Source organism: Paenibacillus sp. FSL A5-0031 (assembly GCF_001956295.1).
GTDB lineage: Bacteria > Bacillota > Bacilli > Paenibacillales > Paenibacillaceae > Pristimantibacillus.
Map to the genome: position 1 here is coordinate 65,932 of NZ_MRTD01000004.1, position 18,973 is coordinate 84,904.

The 18,973-nt window shown below is 42.6% G+C and carries 12 protein-coding genes; 4 read left to right on the forward strand and 8 right to left on the reverse strand.

Annotated features, from left to right (window positions below; translation table 11 throughout):
- Positions 1–358 precede the first annotated feature (358 nt).
- The 4 genes from BK120_RS08715 to BK120_RS08730 form a co-directional block, all read right to left on the reverse strand.
- On the reverse strand, positions 359–6,343 hold the full coding sequence (locus BK120_RS08715) for a DUF7402 domain-containing protein (RefSeq protein ID WP_076267116.1): 5,985 nt from the start codon (positions 6,341–6,343) through the stop codon (positions 359–361).
- A gap of 373 nt (positions 6,344–6,716) precedes the next feature.
- On the reverse strand, positions 6,717–6,938 hold the full coding sequence (locus BK120_RS08720) for a hypothetical protein (protein WP_144376715.1): 222 nt from the start codon (positions 6,936–6,938) through the stop codon (positions 6,717–6,719).
- A gap of 7 nt (positions 6,939–6,945) precedes the next feature.
- Entirely contained in the window at positions 6,946–8,220 is a 1,275-nt protein-coding gene (locus BK120_RS08725) for a Gfo/Idh/MocA family protein (protein WP_076267118.1), read from the reverse strand.
- Between the two features lie 209 nt (positions 8,221–8,429).
- The gene (locus tag BK120_RS08730; RefSeq protein ID WP_076267119.1) at positions 8,430–10,820 is read right to left on the reverse strand and encodes an AraC family transcriptional regulator; all 2,391 of its coding nucleotides are present in this window, start codon (positions 10,818–10,820) and stop codon (positions 8,430–8,432) included.
- A gap of 237 nt (positions 10,821–11,057) precedes the next feature.
- Here BK120_RS08730 and BK120_RS08735 point away from each other — a divergent pair, with 237 nt between their 5' ends.
- The 3 genes from BK120_RS08735 to BK120_RS08745 are packed head-to-tail and all read left to right on the forward strand — an operon-like array spanning position 11,058 to position 14,578.
- Complete coding sequence (locus tag BK120_RS08735) at positions 11,058–12,011, forward strand: ABC transporter permease (protein ID WP_076267120.1); 954 nt, start codon at positions 11,058–11,060, stop codon at positions 12,009–12,011.
- Between the two features lie 52 nt (positions 12,012–12,063).
- Positions 12,064–12,930, forward strand: coding sequence for a carbohydrate ABC transporter permease (locus tag BK120_RS08740; RefSeq protein WP_256710832.1), 867 nt, complete (start codon positions 12,064–12,066; stop codon positions 12,928–12,930).
- 49 nt (positions 12,931–12,979) lie between these two features.
- Entirely contained in the window at positions 12,980–14,578 is a 1,599-nt protein-coding gene (locus tag BK120_RS08745) for an ABC transporter substrate-binding protein (protein ID WP_076267122.1), read from the forward strand.
- A 193-nt stretch (positions 14,579–14,771) separates the two neighbouring features.
- Here the strand turns inward: BK120_RS08745 and BK120_RS08750 are convergent, their stop codons facing one another.
- The 4 genes from BK120_RS08750 to BK120_RS08765 are packed head-to-tail and all read right to left on the reverse strand — an operon-like array spanning position 14,772 to position 18,017.
- Positions 14,772–16,130, reverse strand: coding sequence for a hypothetical protein (locus BK120_RS08750; RefSeq protein ID WP_076267123.1), 1,359 nt, complete (start codon positions 16,128–16,130; stop codon positions 14,772–14,774).
- Positions 16,131–16,155: 25 nt separating this feature from the next.
- Complete coding sequence (locus BK120_RS08755; protein ID WP_076267124.1) at positions 16,156–16,926, reverse strand: DODA-type extradiol aromatic ring-opening family dioxygenase; 771 nt, start codon at positions 16,924–16,926, stop codon at positions 16,156–16,158.
- Between the two features lie 6 nt (positions 16,927–16,932).
- Positions 16,933–17,592: an alpha/beta hydrolase gene (locus BK120_RS08760; protein WP_076267125.1), complete on the reverse strand. Its 660-nt coding sequence runs from the start codon at positions 17,590–17,592 to the stop codon at positions 16,933–16,935.
- A gap of 23 nt (positions 17,593–17,615) precedes the next feature.
- Entirely contained in the window at positions 17,616–18,017 is a 402-nt protein-coding gene (locus tag BK120_RS08765) for a DoxX family protein (RefSeq protein ID WP_076267126.1), read from the reverse strand.
- Between the two features lie 142 nt (positions 18,018–18,159).
- Between BK120_RS08765 and BK120_RS08770 the strand changes: the two genes are divergently transcribed.
- Complete coding sequence (locus tag BK120_RS08770) at positions 18,160–18,711, forward strand: helix-turn-helix domain-containing protein (protein ID WP_076267127.1); 552 nt, start codon at positions 18,160–18,162, stop codon at positions 18,709–18,711.
- The last annotated feature ends 262 nt before the right edge of the window (positions 18,712–18,973 follow it).

Genomic DNA, 18,973 nt, shown 5'->3' on the forward strand with positions numbered 1-18,973 from the left:
TCCTTATGTAATTAAGAATTTGTGCAGCTAACCCCCGATAAGCATCATCCTCCGCGATCAAAAAAAATGAATTCCTGTGGATTGCAACTCAACACTAATGGATCTGATTCATCTTGAATACAAAAAAAAGGAGGTATTCCTCTAAAAATTAACGACAGCAGATCTCCAAAATGAACTTTTTTCATTAAGATTTTAATATTTTCAATCCTAGCGTATGAAAAAGCCTTTGATATTCGCTAAGTTACGATTTCGGCATCGCATGAGAAACAACCACCCGCTCTGCATGATGACCAGGCGGATGGTTGCACGGTTAGCGTCTATGAATCTTCGTTACAGGTTTTGGATGCGATTCCCTTGGTCATTCCAAAATTTTTCTAGCAATCGCCGCAAGATCCAGAATATCGATAACGCCATTGCGATCGAAGTCTGCGGACTTGAACTGATTCCAATCTGGGTGCTTGTCATCCATGCCATAATGAGCCGCTGCGATGGCAAGATCAGCGATCGAGTACTTGTTATCGTTGTTCGAGTCTCCTGGCAATACAGGAACCGCCGTCACTTCTACGCGTATGGACGCCGGAATCGCCCCACTCTCGTTTCCTTCCGCGTCGCCTAAAGCGGCGCTTGTAACCGATATCGACCCGCTTGCGTTCTTCGAGACTTGCTTAGCTATAAATTTCAGCTCTACGATTTCTTCATCACCCTTGATCGCATTGTCCATCCCAAGACTAGCGACTAGCAAACGTATTTGTCCAGGAGCAGGCATCTCCTGTACATAGACACTAATTCCCTCATGAATGGCAACCGCCTCTTTGAATTCATAGAGACTGGAGTCATACTGGAGCAGCACATCCTGGCCCAGCACCGGATTTTGCACTTCCTTCAGACCATAGCTCACCGAGAACGGCTCGCCCTTCATGACCGAAGACGGTCCAGTAAGCCTCACGGCTGTTTGCTGCTCACCGCTCTTTGTCACATGAACCTGCGCCGTTACCGTTTTTCCGCCGTAAGTTGCGCTCAATGTCGTGCTTCCTTCCCCTACTCCCGTCACCATTCCTTTGTTATCTACAGTGGCAATCTTCCAGTCCTCTGTCGTGAATACGGCTAGCGAGGTGACATCCTTCACGACGCCGGATTCGCTGTATGTCGATGTGACGACCGTTTGATGCGTATCGCCTACGGTCAGGCTGTAGGACGGTTTGTTCAGGCTGAGCGTAAACAATTGTTGAACCTCAGCTACTCTAATCGTAGCTTTTGGTTCCGCCGATGATCCTTCTACCATTCCTTTAACGGTAATCACGCCCGCTTGGGCTACCATTTCTGCCGTAATTGGGGACCACACAACTTCCGCGAGTCCAGTCGTTCCGTCGTTGTACACGGCTTCAACCTGTGCGGGAAGTGCGGGAATTACGCCTTCGTCCGTATCTACGGCAACCGATTTGTAATCTACAATCGTTTTTACGAATGGTTTCTGAGCTTCGTATACTTCAAATTCTGCCAGTCCGCATTCTGCACCGCTTGGATTGTTGTATTTATTTTCCGGATCGATGGTAAACTTAATCCAACTTGTCGTTATCGGAGTATCGAATGTCACGATGTTATCCGGTTGGCCTTGCCATTTGATTCCCGTTACCTTTAGGCTGCCGCCCTCCCACTCAAGGAGTCCTTCAACAATTTGGTTCACATCGTGTCCTCTATCAACCAGATTAATATGGCTAATTTCCATAGGACTAGGGAATTGAAGTTTTATCCATGGGTTTTTATCCGCAGCTTTCGCTGCCCATGTAGTTCCTTTATCACCGTCAATCGCTTTAATTCCAAAATAGCGATCGTCCTGATTGTTTCCATCAGGGACGCCATTTCTATCTCTTACAGAGGATACAGATACGGTGGCGATGTTGGCTATATTTGCGGCTACAGCAGTAATGCTTTGCTGATTTGACTCCACAATCACTCCATCCAGCGTTACTCTTGCTTTCACAGTCGATTGGAACGTTTTGTTGACAGCTCCTTTTACCACAATCGTATTGCTGCCCGGAACAACCTCCAATCTCGAATCACTAAACAGATATTCGACTACAGCTCTTGATAAATCACCTTTTTCTTCCGTGTCTAACAAACCTTCAATAGCTGCAACGATCGGTTCGTTAGGTTTAATAGTCGTTTTATTCAACGTAACGCTAACTTTGTTCAAATAAGAACGAATATAGAGATGTCCTGACTTATCAACGAATAAATATGCCACTTTCTCCAGTGAGCGTCCGCCAATCATTACCTTAATATTCAATTTGGCCATACCTTCGGAAACAGCCGTTATCAGGTTGGATTCATTCACCGCAATGACATCCTGATTTTCACTTGTCACCACAACCTCAGCATTTCCATCGATTTGCTCGCCCGCGCCAGTGTAAGCTTTAATGTCATATTTCCCTGTCGTCGCGTTCACTGGTTTGAACTCATATTCGAAGCTATCGAACAAATTGGACTTATCAAGTCCATTCACAGCCACTTCTAACAAATCCATCGTCGATCCGTTTGAGCCGCCCTCGAATGCGAATCTGACATATTGCGCCGAAGTGTTTACTGGATATTGATTATAGAATCCAAAATAAGCATTCCCCGTCGGACCATTAACGGTGCTGACATCGTTCCAAGCCGTACCATCCTCGCTCGTTTGGATGTTAATCGATTTCGGCGTATTGATATATCTTTGATCTAATGAATTAAAATTGATATTGATGTTTGCAATCTCGGACTTGGTCGGCAGCTGAAATTGAATCCATGCCTTTTCCTCTGCTGCAACGGACCATTTTGCTTGATCAAAATGAATGCCGTCGATAGTTTTGCCATCCGCTAAATGTTCTACCGCAGCTTGATTATGGCTCGCTGTAATCTCGGCAGACTTCGCAAGATTGGTATAAGGAAGCACATCCATGAACACTTTATTGGTCGTAAATGTCTTCCCGTCTAACGTGACATCCGCCCAAACAACACCCTTCATTAGTTGATCGACATACGGCGTGATCATTACATTTTTGTTGAAAGTAAAAGTACTTATTTCTTTGATCGCAACTGGTTTATATTTATCCCCCGCCTGCACGTCAACGATGCCGCCGTGCCATACAATTTGTGCGGCATCCAATCCGATGGCTCCGCCTTTCGCTGACCTGCCCTCAATCTGATAGCGGAGTGTTTCTAATGTGTTGAATTCACCGAATGCCTCCTTACCATTGACAAGCAATGTTGCCCCAATCATACTTTCACCCACATAAATTTTGCCGTCTCTTGCAGTTACCTTCAATGTATCCTGTTTCTTAACTCCCTCATAAGTACCGCTTACGGTAATGGTTGTTGTTCCATTCGATACCGGAGTCACGGTTCCATTATTATTGACTGCCGCTATGTCAGCATTCCCGCTTTGGTAAGTTAAACCGGAAAGCTTGACTTTAAGCGCTGGGAAGGTCATATATCCCTCGGCGTTGATTTGGAGTGACGAAGGCGATAACTGCTCGCCCGTCGCATTAACATTCGTAAGTGTATATTTGCGAGCGGAATTGTCCGTTACAATTTTGATGATCGTATCGATCGGATCCTCCTGTACGCCCGCCAGATCAATGGTCAGGCTGTCCCCGCTTTGTGTAAATGATGGGATTGGACTATTTTCGTTTAACCATGTTACCGATGTTACGTTATCCTTGATCGGACCAATAGTCAAAGATCTATCCGCAATCGCATCGAATCCTTTTTTGCTGTCGGGACCTTTCATAATATGAAGGTAGATATTGTTATCCCGATAAGTCGCATATCCCCATTGCGGGCCTGTTGTGCTGTTAGGAAAAGCAAATTTCTCATAGTTTCCTTTTCCATCATCTGCGAAGCCATAGCCTCTGAGGAAATAGGGCGTTGTCCCTGTCGTGGATTCGTGCCTCTCCGGTTTGCCTGCAGGCGTAAACCATGCGATCATTGCTTCTCTCACATCTATGAATTCCTGCTCTGCTTTCGGATACCTTGTTGCTATATCCTGAACAGAATCCCAGAAAGGCCCCCGGCTGTCTACAGGCGTCTGATCATTATTGTCTACGTAGCCTCTGCCTGCATTCATCATCATTTCTTTGGCCACTTGCCGGAAATCGTCGCGTTTGCCGTAATAGGGAGACAGCGCGTTTTTCGTCCGAATCAGTTTCCACGGTTCCATCGGCGTCCGCTTCAACAGATGATTCGCCCCGGCATTGTGGTAAATGCCATCCGCTTCCGCCGTTCTTAGATCCGGGTCTCCAAACTCCTCGCCCCAAGCATTGGAATTGACGATAATTTCATCGCTATAATTGCGGATGTTGCTGTACATTACATCATAATTGGCGCTGCGCATAGCTTGAGGACCGTCAAAATAAAGGTAGGACGGATCATAACGCAATATGAGGTCCTCCACATTCTGCATAAACACATCCGTAGAATTATGCTGCAGCCCTCCGCCTTCGGTTGCGTAATAGATACCGAACTTCATGCCATGGCGTTTGACTGCCTCCTCAAAAGGCTTAATGGTGTCGAAGAGCTTGCCGTTTTCATCCTTGGGTAAATGCTCATGCCGAGGATGTTTCGGATCTGCAAATTTAGACGGCCAAGTATAAATTTGTTGCAGCGATTCAATCGAAACTAATGAATGTCCTTGACGCTTTGCTCTTTCTGCCCATAGATCAATCGAGAAATTCGGGTCCACAAAATTGCTGTACGACGGGAAAGCATGAGTTAAAGCACCCACACGCCCTTCTTCAAACCATTTGTTAGGACGTTCCTTTACTGTAATGGTCATATCCTTACTAGTTGTATTTCCATCTAAATCCTTTACTTGTACAGTAAAGTTATAATCACCTGGTTTAGTATTAATATCGATGATACCTTTCCTGCTACTTAAGTCGACATTTCCATTTACTAATCCATCTGCAATGGTTCCATCTGCATTTAATTCCAAGCCGTCAGGCAGTTTGCCGTCTACGATCGTCCACGTATAACCGGGCTTCCCACCGCTCGCCATAAATTGAAATGCCGATGCCGCGACGCCGTGTTGCTTAGCGGAAGTCGATTTATTCCATACATAAGGCCATTCCTTGTAACCAATCGGCATATTATGAGTTGGAAGTGCGGCTTCCAGCTCATCCTCGGTTGAAAGGCCTTGCGTGACAATTTTTAAAGATGCAGCTTCGCCTTCGACCGATTGGATTAGTCCGCTTATTTTATTGCCATTTTGATCCGCGACTCGGCCATAAAACCCGAGATAAGCCACGTTCTGATCCTTTCCTACCGGAACATTGTTGGCATTCACATCTTCTGTGTAGGTATGTTTGATTTGAATCATCAGTTTATTCCAACCCTGTTTCAATTGGATCGCTTGTTTTGTCAAATCCTTCTGCACTTCCACCGGGGTGGTCGGCGTGGTAACGCATGCATCATTTACATAGAGCCGATACGAACCGCTGGCGCCTACATTAAAATAGGCTTGTTGTTCAGTCGGACTATAAACATAGGAGTGGGCGTACACATATTTGTTTCTCGTGTCGACCCCTTTTTTGACCGTATAATAACCGTATAAATCTTGATAATCATCGTAGTTGCGGTTATAAATGCGATCATCAAAATATTCCCATTTATTATTTTCACTTGCTGAGCCTAACGAATCTCCTACTTTGGGAGCGATTACAGAATTGCCCGTACCGGATTCACTCTTAGGCTTGTTATAGACCTCTATTTCCGATATGCCCGTTATCGAAGGATACGGCGTACGTCCTTTGTCGACTTCAACCTTCATTTCAACTACATTTTTTAACGCAGTCTGCATGGTATATATGGTCGGTTCCGATGAGCTTGGAGACGTGCTGTCAATCTTTCCGGATTCTACTTTGCTTCCGTCTTCAAGAGTGAAAGTAAGATGATACCAATTGTTAATGTGACGCGAGTCGCCCCATTGCGTTAATTTAACTTCGTTGATTGCAATAGGTTCACTCCACTTCAAATTCACCCACGGACTGGAATCGTTTTCCGTAACCCACTGATTTTTTGTACTCCCGTCAACTAAATTGGAGACAGGATTCGCTGCAAGAGCTGCGGATGCCGTAACTTCCGATGCCTGCGGCGCTAAATTTACGATTTCCCCCGCATCGCATGCATAGATTTGATCCGCTACGGGCGAATCGAATGGACCGGAGACCAGCCACGAGTTCATAAACGGAGCATTGCCCGCCGTTTGCTGCGCGTATACGTTCGTGCTCAGAAAGCCAAACGAAAATGATGTAAAGATCACGGCAGTTGCCAATGCAAGGGAAGTCGTTTTTCTGATTTTTTTCATCATGAATACCATTCCTCCTCTATTGTCAATTTCCAGACGTTTTTATGACCGTTGCCTATTTGCTTGGATCCGCCGAACCGCAATCATGCATAAGTTCCCTCCTTTTTCTTTTCTCTATTAATAAAGGATACCAACTACCGTGGACGGTAATTTCACATTAGTAGAACGGCGAGATCTTGCATACACAAAAAAGCATACATTCCTCTAATAATTGACTGTTGAGATTCTCTGAAAAATATATTTTTCAATAATTAATCACTCTCTACTTAATTGATCCAACAAGCCTATGTCCTGTAAGGGATAAACAGCTATCCTCTCCTATTAGACTGACTCGAATTACAAAAAAACGACAGCCTTGGACTGAAAAAAAAGAGTCCTAGACTGCCGTTGATTTATTTCCACTATCATACATCTCAACATCTGTGTTGACCAAATGAATCATTGCGGAGTCCAGAGTCAGCTTCTCGACCGAGGTAGAAACACTTTGAAGTAATCCTTGTCTCTTCTTCGCAGTGTCAAAAGATCGAACACGACCGTGTTTTAGAGCACCATCCGGGATATACATCGACGTGTCAACACCCGTTGTCCTATGTGTCAAAGCATAATCATTTCCTATTCTTTAATTCATTGATATATTCAACCATCAAAATAACTCGGCTTTCCAAACGCGATTTTTCAGCGGCGAAAGCAATCAGATGACTCTTTACAGAAACACCTGCACCTGTAAGCCCTTCTTCCTTCCCATCACTCCGAACAAGACGTACAAAATCTCTCATTATACCTGTATCACCGCCCCCATGACCTGCCAAGTCCGTATCCAAAGTAATTGTCTCCGTCTCCCGAGTAACAAAGCTCGTCACTTCAATTACATTCTTCTCCATATCGCCTCTTATCTGACCATGAGTGCCCATTAGCTTCACCGAGCGTCCGCCTTCATAAGTAAATGCGCTCATTGTGAACGCAACCGTCACTTCATTTGCAAATTCCATGTTCACTACCTGATGATCGACCACATTGTTATCGCAATGATACACGCATCTTCCATATGGCCCATTTTTCAGTGCTCGAAGCACTCCCTCATCACTTGTATCGTTGCTAACGACCGTGCGCAGCACCTCACCCACCCAATCATCTCGTTCAATATACATTTTAGGTGCATAATAAGGGCAGCTGTCCTGCACGGGGCAACCGTCTAAGCAGTACTTAGGCGCGCCTTCCGGCGCACTTTCTTTGCGGAAATGAGTTAATGAGCCGAAAGATGAAACTTTAGTACAATCTGCATCAACAAGCCATTGTAATATATCCATGTCATGGCAGCTTTTTGCCAGAATCATTGGACTCGAAACCTCTGAATCACTCCAGTTTCCTCTTACAAAGCTATGTGCTTGGTGACGATGTTCTACATTTTCAGTATGTTGAATTGAAACGAGTTTGCCGATTTTTCCCTCCGTAATAATCTGCTTGATCGTTGAAAAAAAGTCCGTATACCTAAGTACATGACATATCGAAAATACCCGATTATATTTCTCAGCATATTCCCCCATGACAATACATTCTCTTGGATCGGGTGACATCGGCTTTTCCATGAGCACATGGTACCCTTTCTCCAATGCTTTCAACGCAGGCTCATAGTGCAGTTTATCTTGGGTACAGATGAGAATCGCATCGGCTAGCTTCGGCCCTGCAAGCAGATCCTCCCAGTTCGAGTAACAATTCTCATTCAGAACACCATGGTCTTTTTGGAATCGCTCTCTTCGCTCAGGATCGATATCCGCAACGGCAACGAATTGAATGTCGTCTGGATGTTGCAAGGCATATGGAGCATAAGCACCTCCCCCTCTTTGTCCAGCTCCAATTAATACAGCAGTAATTTTTTTCATTCCTGTGCTCCACTCCATCTCTATTGTTAGTTAATATCAGCTTAAATAGGTTCGTCCATTTTGAAAATAATAAAAAGTTTGTATTTCTTCGAAAAGTAATACAAATCGACTACTATTTAATATCTTTTCTCTGAATTCTATCTGATAACTTTCAAGTTAATAAAAAAAAGCCCAATATCCGCAATGGAATCAGGCTCTTCAGAACGATGCTAATATTGAAATGGCATATCATTTTCATGATCTATCTCTTGCCCAAGCTGCAGTCTGTAATCACTCAAAGACATGCCAAAATGCTTTTTAAATCGCGTGTAAAAATAATTATTCCTCTCTAGTCCCACCTTTTCAATAATGGATGTTAAAGGAAGCTGCGTATTGCGCATATATTCGTCCAGTTTTTGCATTCGCGTATCGAAAATAAACTGCGCAATAGACTGCCCATGTGCAGTTTTGAATATATGGCCGACATAGTTAGATGATAACCGTAATTTTTCGGCGATAGAGCTCAGGCATAACTCTGTATTGGAATATTCTTGCTCGACAATTGCGACAATACGTTGGATCAGATGGTCATTACTATTGGAAGTGTTCCTGAGAACCTCCACTTTATTACACAGCTTCTGTAAAAATGAATCCATAATGCTGTCCATATCTGTACTCACTTCTGCATTTTGAATCCCGCGCAAAAACTTTTGTAGAGTTAAATCCTGGCTATCCTTTACTGCAGGCATCTTGCTTAGCACACTGGAGTAAACACTGTAAATCAAATGAACAATGCAATACAAAATTTCGTCGTAAGTGTATTGATATAACTTTGGACTGATACTTTGATAGATTGCGGCAGCAGATTCATAATTGCCCTCGAGTACTTTCTCAACCAACTGCTCTTCTTTCTTGACGGGTATATGAAAATTATCCGTGTTGATTTCATCCATCATGTAAGGAGTAATAATACAACCATGTCCGTAGCGCATCTTCAACAGAATGGAGCCCTTCATATTATTGTACATGCTAGGTAAATGCTCAATCCCCTGAAACATCGTGCTGTACGCCATAGATAAAGAAATACGAAGATACTTAAGTGTATTACTGTGTACCTCGAGCAAGTAACGTTCTATTTTCTCCTGCAGCACTTTATATTGGGTTACTGTGGAACAATCCATAATCACAACGAATTTATCGGGCTCACTGCTGAAAATTTCGCACACACCATAGTCCGCTGCCAGTTCTGTTGCAATATTCACAATAGCATAGCGTAGTGCCCATCGTTCCTTCTGGCTATTTACAGATACAAATTGGCTGTAATTATCGATTTTAATGAGACACATGCACAACTGACTGGTGGCGATATAATCCAGTTTAATGTCATGTAGTTTCTCCTGCACTTGGTCTATAGAGTGTGTAGTACTATCACTTAATAGTGCATTAAGAAAGTCTTGTTTGACCGCATAGCCTGCTTCATGGATTATTTTATCAAGCTGTTGATTTCTCTCCTTCATAGACTCGAATACAGACAAAATAAATTGAAATTCTTCCATTCTCGAAATGACTACATCGTTTTTCTCAGAAGCTTCGCCGTTAATAATTTTCGTAATCGTTTGAATCGGATGATTCAGTCTGCGAGCCAAGTACAGGCAAATTATTGCGCAAATGATAAATACAACAACTACGATACCCGCAGACACCATTGATGCTTTAATTACATCCTTAAACGTTTCTTTTACAGGAGTAAGGCCCATAATGTACCAATTGTTTGCGTTGCTTTTACTGCTGGATACCAAATAGCTGATACCCCCAATTTCTCGTATCTGATTATTGCTTCCAACAAGTTCATTTACTTGCTGGCTTAATCCGCCTACTTCACTCATATTATGCTCAAACTCCGGTGTGAGCGTCTTACTTAGAATAGAGCCGTTTGAATCAACGACTAAAAAAGAAGATTTCGTTTCAGGGTCATTGCCATTGATCGCTTGAATAGATTCCGTAAGCGCTTTCGTGCGAATGTTGACGACAATAGCATTTTTCAAGCCCGATAAAGTCTCCCCCGGTTCAAATAATATATAGGAACATGTATCGGCCGATTGCGTTGCTTCTTCTACAGATGTCACAATAGGCCGACCACGATACTCCGCTATAAAATTTTTATCGGTTAGCAGCGCTACAATCGCTTGATCTGAGAAGGTAGAGGCTGATTGGCGTTCACCGCTCCTTGAAGAATAAAACAAATCCGCCCCCGCATTGTAAAGATAAACGCTATCGATATCTTTTAGTGTCAGAAAGTGCTTGTCAATGACCTTGCTTGCTAAAATCGCCACGATCTCATCATTTTTCTTCATATTAATAAATTGGATGATATCTTTATCGCTGTACAGTGCATTTCCTAATTTTTTTGCAGTCTCATCTAGGTAGGTAATACTGTAATTGTAATGTTCAATCAGCTCATGATTGAAGCGGTTAATCATCGAGATACTCGTGCGTAAATAAGTAATGGTCAAGAAAACAGTAAGCAATACAGTGATGAGGATCGTAATAATCAGAAAGGAGAAGAATGATTTGCGAAAAAAGCTCGTACTGTTTTTTTCCAATATCCTCGGTAGCTTCATTGTGATCCCCCAGTTCATACGACTTCGATTTTCTATGTATTTACAATTATCATCATAATAGCATAAGTATCCATTTAGCATCACAACGATTAAAGCTCTTTGTAGATTTCATTATTTTTTAGAGATGCCATCTGTCGAAAAACTAAGAGAATGATGGTTTTGATTGTTGTGGATAAAAGTACCACTAAATACAATGAGGGAAGTAAAAGATTAATTGCACGGAAGGGGGTGAACTCAATGAAACTAACTACAAGACCAATTCATAACAGAACATTGCGCAGCGTACGTAAACAGTTTCCTTTCTATTTAATGATGTCACCTGGTCTTCTATTCATTGCAATCATGTGTTATATCCCAATGGGCGGTGTCATAATCGCCTTTAAAGATTACAATGCACGCGATGGTATATTCGGAAGCGCATGGATGGATCCGCTGTTCAAAAACTTCGAATTTTTCTTTAAATCCGAAACAGCGAGAATTGTTACGTTCAATACACTTTTCTACAATATCATAGAGATGGTTGCCGTTACGCTCGGTGCACTAATATTGGCCATTCTATTGAGCGAAGTGAAAAATAAAAAGCTCTCAGCCACCTATAAAGGTGCTTTATTGCTGCCAGTTTTCCTTTCATGGATTGTAGTTCAGTATATTGTGTTCGGTATGCTTAGTGTAGACCGAGGTATTGTCAACAATGTTATCGAATCATATGGTGGAGAAGCTATTTACTGGTACAGTGAGCCTTCACATTGGCACTATATTCTTCCCTTAGCCTATCTGTGGAAGAATATCGGTTACTACTCGGTATTGTATGTAGCAGCGATTGCGGGGATTAATACAGACTATTATGAAGCTGCTCAATTGGATGGCGCTTCGAAGTGGCAGCAAGTCAAATATGTTACACTGCCGCTGCTGAAACCAATAATTATCGTCCTTATGTTGTTATGGGTAGGTAAGTTGTTCAATGGCGGATTGGGCGACTGGAATGGATTCTATACCCTTTCCAATGATTCAGGAGCACTATATGGTGCAACAGATGTTATAGACACCCTTGTATTCCGCTCTCTGAAAAAGCTGAACGACTATGGCATGTCGTCTGCAATTGGTCTATATCAGGCAGTGATTGGTCTCGTTCTTGTCCTGATTTCTAACTATATTATTAAAAAAACAGACCCCGACAGCGCCTTATTTTAATCGATCAGCGTAGAGAAAGGGAGGGATTTTCATTTTAGCAAGAAACTTTCACGTGTCAAAGATCGTGATTCATCTCATATTCATTGTATCAGCACTAGCCTGTATCATTCCGCTGCTATTAGTTGTATCGATATCGTTTACAGCTGAAAAGTCGCTTATGGTCGACGGATATAATTTTTGGCCCAAAGTGTTCGATATTTCAGCTTATCGATACGTATTTAGCGGAGCAGGCTCGATTGCCAATGCATACGCAGTAACGATCTTTGTAACCGTTGTTGGTACGCTGCTGCATTTACTTGTTACTTCGATGCTGTCCTATTCGTTGACGCGACCTGAAGTTACCTATCGAAATGCACTCACTTTATTCGTGTACCTTCCCGTGCTGTTCAATGGCGGACTTGTTCCATCCTACATTTTAATAACGCGATATTTGCATCTTAAGAATACCATCTGGGTTCTCATTGTCGTCTTCCTTGTGTCAGCGATCAACGTGCTCATTATGAAAAACTTTTTCAAATCGATTCCTAGTTCCTTGTTCGAGTCTGCACGTATAGACGGCTCAGGTGAAATTCGTACTTTTTTCAGTATTGCACTTCCACTTTCAAAACCGTCACTGGCGACTATCGGTCTGTTCACAGCGATTTCCTACTGGAATGACTGGACGACCACTGCCTTGTATATCGAAAAGCCGAAGCTGTACACATTGCAATATTTACTGCAATCTTTAATGAACAATATCGGCTATTTGCAAGCCAATGAAGCAGCATCTAAATCTATGGAAGCCGCCATCGGTATGCTTCCTAGTGAAGGAGCACGGATGGCGACCTGTGTACTTGCCATCGGTCCGATTATATTACTGTATCCTTTTCTACAGAAGTATTTCGAGAAAGGCTTAACAATAGGTGCTGTAAAAGAGTGATTTTACAAGAATCTAGTTGAGAATAAAATTAGTTTTTAGGGGGATATCAATGAAAAGAATTTCTATGTTGTTGATCAGCGTAACTCTGCTTCTCACCATGATCCTATCTGGCTGCTCAAAGGCTTCACCAAATGCTAACGGCGATTCTACGACTCCAGCACCTGATACTAAAAATGCTGAAAAAGAAAAGGAAAAAGAAAAAGAAGAACTCGTTACCCTTAACTTCTATATGTCGAACAGCCCTGTCAATGACTTTGACCGCATCATGAACAAAGCTAATAAAATTATTGCTGAAAAAATCAATGCCAAATTGAATTTAGTACTTGTAGACGGCAGTACTTATGCAGATAAAATGAATCTGATGATCAATTCGGGCGACGACTGGGATCTTGCTTTCACTGCATTCTGGGGTGGAATCAATTACTTCGGAAACGCTGCAAAGGGAGCGTATGCTGACTTAACTGACCTTCTTCCTGTACATGCGCCTGAAACGTTTTCCCGCATCCCTCAAGGTCTATGGGATGGTGTGAAAATAAATGATCGTATTTATGCAGTTGTCAATTATCAGCAATGGGGCGTTGCCAAGCGCAGTGGCTTTATCTTCCGCGAAGATGTTCTTAAAGAAACGGGGTTTGACTGGAAAGCTGTTAAAGGCAAGCCAACCATAGAAGCTCTCGAAATGGTAGGACCATTCCTTGGTCAAGCGTTAGCTAAGCATCCTGATATGATCGGATTTGAAACTAGCGCTAATCATAGTTTTTTTGCCAATGAGCCGCTTTACTGGGATATGGAGCCTGTAGGTGATTTGCTAACTCCTGGCTGGGTCAATCTCAATGCGCCAGACAAAGTTATCAACCAGTTTGAAACTCCTGAGTTCGCTAAATACGCAGAAATTATGCGTGACTGGTTCAATAAAGGCTATGTGCGCAAAGATGGTGCAACGGTAAAAGATACAACTCCTGATCGTAAAGCTGGAAAAATTGTTTTTGCGATGCACTATGGCTGGCCTGACAGCATCGATCTTCCAGGTCAAGAGCAAGCTATGTCCATGACAGAATACAAAGATTTCCCTGCTCTATCCGTATCTACTACTCGTACATTGATTTCAGCTGGAGCTGCCTCCAATGCAGCTATTGCTATCAATTCAGGTTCAAAAAACGTTGAAAAGGCTTTGCAATTAATTGAGTTGCTAAACACTGATGATGATCTATACAAACTCATTACATTAGGAGAAAAAGACGTTGACTACACCTACAACGAAAAAGGTGACTTCACTCAAATTGAAGGCAAATATAATTTCAACTGGAATGAATGGCAAATCGGTCAATCCTTCAGCCCAACATTCAACCGTGCCGATCATGCCGAAAATGCGGCTGGCGAAATGAAGAGAAAAGCTCAGTCAATCGTTTTTGAAAATGATCAAACAGCAGATGTTTCGCCATTATCAGGCTTTGTATTTGACCCAACTCCTGTAAAAACGCAAGTTGCCAACGTAGCTTCCGTTATGACTGAGATGATCCCGGCTATCAGCTCTGGTTCGATTGACCCGACTACAGCCGTGCCTAAATTCCTCGAGCGTTTGAAAACTGCTGGCGTAGATGACATCATCAAAGAAAAACAAGCTCAATATGACACTTGGAAAAAATAAAAATCTCTCACTAAGTAATGAAATCCGGTGTATCGCTTACACCGGATTTCTATTTTAATGAGCCAAGTAGAAGGGAATACGCTATTCATTATTCATTTATGTGTAAATCTTTTTCACGCTATTCTTTCGATCGAGTCAACTTGTAATGCCCTTACATTTTCTAATGCCACCAGTCACTCTTTAGTTTTTTGTTCTAATACCTCACAACAACCATTAAAAAAACGATCAAACTGAGCGCCATACAGCCGGCGAACTTGTAATTCGGTGCAGCTATCTCAAACACTGATTTCTTTAGCAAACCGGACAGCAAGTTGTTTACAGCCGAAGCCGGCGAGATGGGATTAGACAAAGCCCAGCTTCCAAGCAGCAGCACCGCAAAATAAGTTGGGCTGATTTGCACGCTCACGGGATCAATGGCTCCAGCAAGCATAGTCACTGGCACGATTGGATGGAGACCAATTAATGAAGTGCTTGCAATCAAAAGAACGGTTAATATCGTGAATGTGAAGGAAATCGGCATTGGAACAAACTCAAGTAAATTCGGAACCTTTGAGCCGAAGTTTGTAATCCCAATTGCGCCACTGAAAAAGCCAGCGGCCAGAAAAAGCGTAATCTCTTTCTGCAAAGCCGGCAAAGTGATTGTTACATGATTTATAATTCCTTCTCTGTATATATTCATGGTCCCCTTTATAATGCACCAGAACAAAGGGAAAGCTACTGCAGCCATACAGATTAATAAGACCATTGGCAGCTTGATCATACGTTCCATGGTTAAGATGACAATTATGGCGCCTATTAAATACATGCCGAGTCCAACTGGAAAATTCGAGTTCTCCTTTTTGTCTACTGCCTCTTCAAATTCATCTAGACTAGCGTCACGCAATTCCCGAAAATCGACTGCCCAGCTTATGCCGAGGCTAAGAATGGCGAGTCCAAGCATATAGGGCAGAACGGACGACCAGGACAGTCCTAACGTTGAAGTCACTAGTGTCATGGCAGCGAAATAAGGTGACCAGAGAATCGCTCCCGCAAAACCTCGGTTGAGCGCATTTGCAAGCAAACGGCTCATCCCTGGCTGCGGTTTAATAAAGACCATTTGATAAACAACCGGTATCGAACCTACGTTGATAAATACGCCCATAATTTGAGTGAGCAGCTGCGTTCCCAAGTATAGAGCGGCCTTGCTGTGCAGGTTAGCCTCGTAAAACCGCTTCAAGGCCTTAACGTATTCAGGAATACGAACTGGAATCCCGAACAACGGAGCGAATAGGAAAAGCGTTACAATGGTCACGTTTATTCCAGCCGACTCGAACCAAATCCTAGCATTTGCTTTCTGAAGCGCAAGAAGTACAACTCCAATAGTCACAAAGAAAATCGTGAGCCAAAACGTCATCCCCTTCAGTTTTGGCAACAGTAAGACGATTGCAGAAAACACCAATCCACCGAGCAGAAAGACCAGCATCTCAAGCTGCGCCGCTTGCAACGCAATATACACAGCGGCAATGGAAAATATTATTATCCTCTCCGCTGCCGTCTTAAATGCGGATGTCATCCGATCCGCCCTCTTTCATTTCATCTTAGTTGAATTGCCAGCAGCTTAAGCTTAGGTTACCGTATTGGTAGCTGCGGTGAAGAAGTTTTGCGTTACGGTTGACGTCACCTGCTCCCATGGCGAGAAGAAGCGGAATGAGGTGCTCATTCGTCGGTACAGCCTCTTGGGCATGCGGAGCGAGCTCACGGTATTGAAACAGGGCTTCGGTATCCCATGACTCCAATTTACTTTGAATCCAGTTGTCGAATTGTTCCCCCCACTCGTCAATTCCCTCCGACCGCCAGTTCAATTTCCGTAAATTATGAACGGTCCCACCGCTTCCGATGATAAGAACATCCTGCTCGCGAAGTTCTGCTAATGCCTTGCCGATTTGATACTGCCTTTCATTAGATAAATAACGATTTACGGATAGCGCTACGACCGGAATATCTGCATCCGGATACAGTAGTTTTAGAACAGCCCATGCCCCGTGGTCTAAACCTCTTTTTTCATTTTGAACGTTCTCAACACCATGCTTTGTAAACAAGTTTTGAATCTGATCTACTAACGATCGGTCACTTTGTGCCGGATAGGTCATCTGGTAAAGCTCATCTTGGAACCCGCCAAAATCATAAATGGTTTCATAAGTTTCTGCGGCGCTAACTGTCTGTATCGATTCTTCCCAATGAGCGGAGAAGAGAACGATAGCTTTCGGTCTTGGCGTATGTTCTTTAAATTGCTTAAGCAACTTTGTATATTCGTTATCATCGAGCACGATTGAAGGTGCACCGTGCGCGAAAAAATAAGATGGCATCATATGATCTCACTCCTTATTTACGTTTAGTTCGGCATCCTTCTTTATCCACTTCATAAAATCAAGCTGGTTCTCTTCAGATACGCCGTGGTCGGTCGGATATAGTTTGAAAGTTAAGCGCTCCGTCTGGTCTTTTAAATAGGCAGCTGTCTCGTGCCCGATACGAACCGGGAATACGGAGTCGAATTCACCATGCGAGACAAATACGGAAACATCCTTAACACTTCGAAGTGAATACTCCGTTTTCACAAATTCAGGAATATATCCGTTCAACGCTACGATTCCCTTTAATTGATCTCCCATTGTAAGTGCAAGCGTCATGGACAGGATTGCGCCTTGGCTAAAGCCGAGCAAATAACGTTTGTCAGGATCGATTGGATACTCCTCAGTCGCATAATGAATGAATGCTGCGAGATCTGTAACCGCTTGGTCATACATCTCTCGAATTGGGTTTCCTAGGCTTTTCAAATCGTAATATTGGAATCCCGTACCAAGCGGCAAATTACCGCGAACCCCAATGATGATGAACTCTTCAGCCAATGGAGCAACCAAACTGAACATATTTTGTTCATTCGATCCTTTGCCGTGGAAGGTGAATATCGTCGGATATTTCTTTCCTTGCTCTAGTTTAACCGGTAAGTGAACGTCATATTGATATTTCGGATTCATCTTCGTTTCCTCCATGCTGTAAGTTATACACTGCGCTTGCTCATAATAAAACTGTCAATAGAGAACGGTGATCGATCGGCAACAACCAGATACAACGAGACCAAGATGAATCCAAGATCCAGCTCATAGCCAGCCATTTGACCGTTACCAAGAAGTCCAGCCGATAATTTCGCGGTTATAATTGCACCGATGAGTATGATGACAAACAATCCTGCTACATAACGAGTAAACAACCCCAAGATCAACAATATACCGCCGATAAGTTCAATCGCTGCAACAACATAAGCTAAAACTCCTGGGATACCTATCGAACTGAACCAAGCTTCTACATTGCTTATTCCCTGAAACTTATCCACTCCGTGAAATATAAATATGATGCCCAACACCACACGCATGATAATGGAAACAAAAGCTGTTTTAGTCATTCTTTTTTCCTCCAAAAATATTAGTAATAGAAATATATTTTCTATAGGTGTAATTTAAAACGATTTACATTGACTTGTCAATATAAATATTGATAATATAAAATTAAATTTAGTATTACAAATATTCTAGAGGTGTGATTAGATGGATATTGGCTCCACTATACGAGCGATCCGGAAGCGAAAAAATATCACAATCGCTCAAATATGCGAAACAACCGGCTTGTCTCAAGGATTTATGAGTCAGGTTGAAACGAATAAGACCTCACCGTCCATCTCAACATTAGAAAGTATAGCTCAAGCACTTAAAGTGCCACTTGCCTACTTGCTTCTAAAGAAAGAAGAGCGAATGAGAATTGTTCGGAAAAACGAGAGGACAATCACTACAAGCGGTTCAGAAAATCTAAAAGTCGAACACTTGAGTTCCACAAAAAACGTACGGATGATGATTATAGAGTTTCCTCCTGGTTCTACGACTGGCAATACTCCTCATGCACATGAAGGTGAGGAAGTCCATATGGTCATTAAAGGGAGAATTTACGCGGAACAAGGGGAAGATAAGGCTGAATTTGGAGAAGGTGATTCCTTTAGTTGGAATGCTTGTACGCCACATTTAGTAAGAAATATAGGTGAAGATACGGCAATCGTGCTGATCTCCATCTATAAAGAGAATGAAAATGAAAATGAGAATGGATAGGACCTCATCTAACTAAGCCAAAAACCCACAATCGAGCCAGATAGGCCGAATGTGGGTTTTTTCAATAACTTTTGAAAACCTGTATTGGGTAAATTCGAAGCAGATGGTGTGAGAAATAGTAACAATTGAGATTAAACACACTTAAAAACTGCCGATTTCATACTCAAAAATGATACTTTTAATAATTTCATTTGAGACTTACCGTTATTTAAACATCTACATTTGACACTTTCTAATATATCAATTTAGAAGGTCTCTCTAA